This is a genomic window from Rhodopseudomonas sp. BR0G17 (assembly GCF_010907025.1).
Classification (GTDB): Bacteria; Pseudomonadota; Alphaproteobacteria; order Rhizobiales; family Xanthobacteraceae; genus Rhodopseudomonas; species Rhodopseudomonas palustris_H.
The window spans coordinates 1-425 of record NZ_QUML01000168.1 but is presented as its reverse complement, the minus strand read 5'-3'; the positions used below and the strand labels follow the sequence as shown (position 1 = coordinate 425).

At 71.5% G+C, this 425-nt stretch carries 1 pseudogene; it reads left to right on the top strand.

Features of this window, described 5'->3' with window-relative positions:
* Positions 1 to 425 (top strand): annotated as a pseudogene (locus tag DY467_RS25710) (hypothetical protein); the annotation flags it as partial.

The following is a 425-nucleotide window of genomic DNA, read 5'->3' as shown; positions in this document are numbered from 1 at the left end:
CAGGGCGCCCGGGTGATGCTGGAAGCGATGGACTGCTCCAAGCTGGGCTACGCGGCGCCCGGCGACCGCTGCCTCGACGAGATCGCCGCACGCTGGCCGGGACGGGTGCAGATCGTGATCGATGCCTGCCAGGCACGGCTCGGCAGCCAGCGGCTCGCCAGCTATCTCGACCGCGGCTTCATGGTGCTGCTGACCGGCTCGAAGTTCTTCGGCGGCCCCGCCTTCAGCGGCGCCGTGCTGGTCCCGCCGCAACTCGTCGGCCCGATCGGCGCACTGCCGCGACTGGCGCCGGGTCTGGCCGCCTATCTCGGCCGCAGTGACTGGCCGCTGCGCTGGCAAGCGTTGCGCGCGCAATTCCCGGCTCAGCCGAATTTTGGCGAGTGGCTGCGCTGGGAGGCCGCGCCCGAAGAGATCCGCGCCTATGC